This window comes from Actinoplanes sp. NPDC051633, from assembly GCF_040681735.1.
GTDB lineage: Bacteria > Actinomycetota > Actinomycetes > Mycobacteriales > Micromonosporaceae > Actinoplanes.
On the sequence record NZ_JBFAZH010000960.1, the window covers coordinates 1 to 3,010 of the forward strand.

The 3,010-nt window shown below is 70.5% G+C and carries 3 protein-coding genes and 1 pseudogene; 1 reads left to right on the forward strand and 3 read right to left on the reverse strand.

Features of this window, described 5'->3' with window-relative positions:
• The 3 genes and pseudogenes from AB0M20_RS35175 to AB0M20_RS35185 all read right to left on the reverse strand — a co-directional run.
• A pseudogene (locus AB0M20_RS35175) lies at positions 1-471 on the reverse strand (hypothetical protein); the annotation flags it as partial.
• A gap of 115 nt (positions 472-586) precedes the next feature.
• Positions 587-1,327, reverse strand: coding sequence for a hypothetical protein (locus tag AB0M20_RS35180; RefSeq protein ID WP_364304795.1), 741 nt, complete (start codon positions 1,325-1,327; stop codon positions 587-589).
• Positions 1,324-1,845, reverse strand: a complete 522-nt coding sequence (locus tag AB0M20_RS35185) for a SigE family RNA polymerase sigma factor (RefSeq protein WP_364304797.1) — start codon at positions 1,843-1,845, stop codon at positions 1,324-1,326. Before AB0M20_RS35185 ends, AB0M20_RS35180 begins: the two co-directional genes overlap by 4 nt.
• A 247-nt stretch (positions 1,846-2,092) precedes the next feature.
• Here AB0M20_RS35185 and AB0M20_RS35190 point away from each other — a divergent pair.
• A partial coding sequence (locus tag AB0M20_RS35190) for an MFS transporter (protein WP_364304799.1) occupies positions 2,093-3,010 on the forward strand: 918 nt, incomplete at its 3' end.

Sequence of the window (3,010 nt, forward strand, 5' to 3'; positions counted from 1 at the left end):
CGCCGCCCACCGACGAAGGGGCGGCGCCGCGGGCTCTTCCTCCTCCGCCGGCGGAGCTGCGGGCTCTTCCGACTCCGGCGGAGCAGCCTCGTCCGACAGCGAGCAGGCCGCGAGGCTCTCCAGCCCCTGCGGCTTCTCTGCCGAGCGTCCGATCGCGATGGCGATTCGGTCGATGGTCGCGCCGCGCTTGTCCTTCAGCGGCCCGAGAATGGCGTTCTGCACGAAGTTCGGTCCGCCCTGGCCCTTCGTCGTGACCAGCCGGCGCTCGGCCTCGGCGAGCTGGGTCTCCAGCAACGCGAGGTTGCGGTCCACTTCGGCCTGAGCCCGCGCCGGAATGGCCGGGAGCCGCGAGGCCACCTCCGGGCAGGAGATGCTCTCGCCCGCACTTTCGTCGGCGAGCGCGATGCCCAGTCCGCCACCGGCCACCGCCAGCACCGTCACGCCGATCGTCACCGGCAGTCGCCAGTTCATGCCGTCCCACCTTTCGCTTCACGGTTGTTCAGCGAGAGGTACGCGGCGGGAGATCAATCGCGTTCAAGGATTTCGGGTCGGTGCGAAGTGCTCCGCGAGGTTGCTTCGGCCTTCCTTAAGTTCCGCTGAAGTCGCCGTTCCACAGGCCTTTCTCGCCGCTCGCGCGCGCGTCGACCACGTAGGAGTCCCGTGCGCGGTCCCGACCGGCCGCGTGCTCGAACTGCGCGGCGAAGACCCATCGCCCCGGCGGCAGCTGCGCGCCCTCGACCAGCCTGAAGTGGTAGAGCAACGCGTCGGCGGTCTGCTCGACCGTCATGGCGAGGTCCGAGTTCGGCACCGTGCTGAACTTGCCGGCCTCGCGGGTGCCGGCCGCCCGGGGGACGGTGATGGTCACCGCAACGGCGGTCGTTCGCTCGGAGGTGCGCACGGTCACCGTGTTCTGCGTCCAGGTCGGCACGGAGTTCTCGTCGACGCTGCCGACGCACGTCATGAAGGACCGTCCGGACCCGGCCGGGCCCTGGGGCGTCGGCCTGGTAGCGGTGGGGGTTGCCTCGTCCGGTTTCGTCGGGTCGGGTTTCGTCGCGTCCGGCTCCGGCATCGCCGGCGTGCTGGTTGGTGCCGTCGGAGCGACGGCGGCGACCACCGGTGGGTCGGGCTCGTCGTTGACGTGTACGCCCACGGCGATCGCCGCCACCACGCCGAGCACCGCCCCGGCGGCCGCGATCGGGCGCATCCGGTCGCGCCGCGCCGCGGCCGCTCGACCCGCGGCGGCCCGCGTCGTAATCGTCGCGCGGTCGGGCCGGTATCCGTCGGCGAGATCCCGCAGCTCGGTCCGCAGCCGGTCGTCGCCGCTCATCGCCACTCCATGGCCGCGACCGGGTCGGGCCGCCGCAACATGCCTGCGAGCTGGTCGGCGCCGCGCGAGGTGTGGCTCTTCACCGCGCCCACCGAGATCCCCAGGATCGCCGCCACCTCCTTCTCCGGAACGTCGAACGCGTATCGCAGCACGACGCACTCGCGCCGCCGCAGCGGCAGCCGGCTCAACGCCGCCCGCACGTCCAGCACCGCCGGCACGTCCGGGTCGTGGAACTCCTCGTTGCGGAACCGGCTGCGCAGGAGGCCGAGACGTTCCCGCCGCTCGCGCCGCAGCCAGCCGCGGGCCAGGTTCGCCAGCACGCCGCGCGCGTACGCATGCGGGTTGTCCGCGCTGGTGACTCGGCGCCAATGCCGCCAGATCTCCACCAGCGCGTCCGCCGCCAGGTCGGCCGCCGCGCTCGCGTCGCCGGTGATCAGGTACGCCAATCGGGCCAAATCGGCATGGTGCTGCTCGAAGAACGCCTGATAGGCGGTCTCCCGATCGGCCCGAGCGGACATCCGGCCCCTTTCTTGCTGACGGTGCGACCGCCCCGGATCCCGTGGGGCGGAATTGATCCGGGGCAGCCGACCGTACACATCTATGTGTTCCGGCGCCCGGAAAAGGTTGCTCGGGATTTTCAGGTACGTGATCACCGACACATTCGATACGAGTCCGTTCCGTATCGTGAAGGTCGGTCGTAGGGTCATCCGTGATACGGATCGGTTCCGTATCGTAAAGCTTCGCTCTCTGGAAGAGGCACCTGTCATGGATGCACCCGTGCAGACCGGCCACCCGCGGCGGTGGGCGATCCTCGGCGTACTCGTCATCAGCCTGCTGGTCGTCGTGCTGGACAACACCGTCCTGAACGTCGCGCTGCGCACCATCGCCGACCCGCAGCACGGTCTGGGCGCCAGCCAGAGCCAGCTCGAGTGGTCGATCAACTCGTACACGCTGGTCTTCGCCGGCCTGCTCTTCACCGCCGGCGTGCTGGCCGACCGATTCGGCCGCCGCCTCCTGCTGATCGCCGGCCTGTCCGTCTTCGGCCTGGCGTCACTGCTCTCCGCCTACGCCGACTCCGCCGACCAGCTCATCTGGGCCCGGGCGCTGATGGGCCTCGGCGCCGCGGCGGTCATGCCGGCCACGCTGTCGATCATCGCGAACGTCTTCGACCCCAGCGAGCGCGGCCGGGCGATCGGCGTCTGGGCCGGCGCCGTCGGCATCGGCGCCGCCATCGGCCCGGTCGTCGGTGGCCTGCTGCTCGAACACTTCTGGTGGGGCTCGGTCTTCCTGATCAACGTGCCGATCGTGCTGGCCGGCGTCATCCTGCTGATGGTCCTGGTGCCGGAGTCGAAGAACCCGTCGCCGGGCCGCATCGACATCGCCGGCGTGCTGCTCTCGGTGATCGGCCTGACCCTGCTCACCTACGGCGTGATCGAGGGCGGCGAGGACGGCTTCGGCAACCCGCAGTCCTGGGGCACGCTGGTCGCCGCGGTGGTCGTGCTGACCGCGTTCGTGTTGTGGGAGCGGCGGGTCGCCTTCCCCTCGCTGGACGTCCGGCTCTTCACGAACCGGCAGTTCGCCGCCTCCAACGCCGTCATCGGCCTGGTCTTCTTCGCGGCCATGGGCGCGATGTTCTTCAGCGCCTTCTACTTCCAGCTGGTCCGCGGCTACGGCCCGCTGATG

Bases quoted from the DNA above. Each gene is read 5' to 3' on its own strand.
- AB0M20_RS35180 (WP_364304795.1), bottom strand. From the start codon at position 1,327: ATGAGCGGCGACGACCGGCTGCGGACCGAGCTGCGGGATCTCGCCGAC.
- AB0M20_RS35185 (WP_364304797.1), bottom strand. From the start codon at position 1,845: ATGTCCGCTCGGGCCGATCGGGAGACCGCCTATCAGGCGTTCTTCGAG.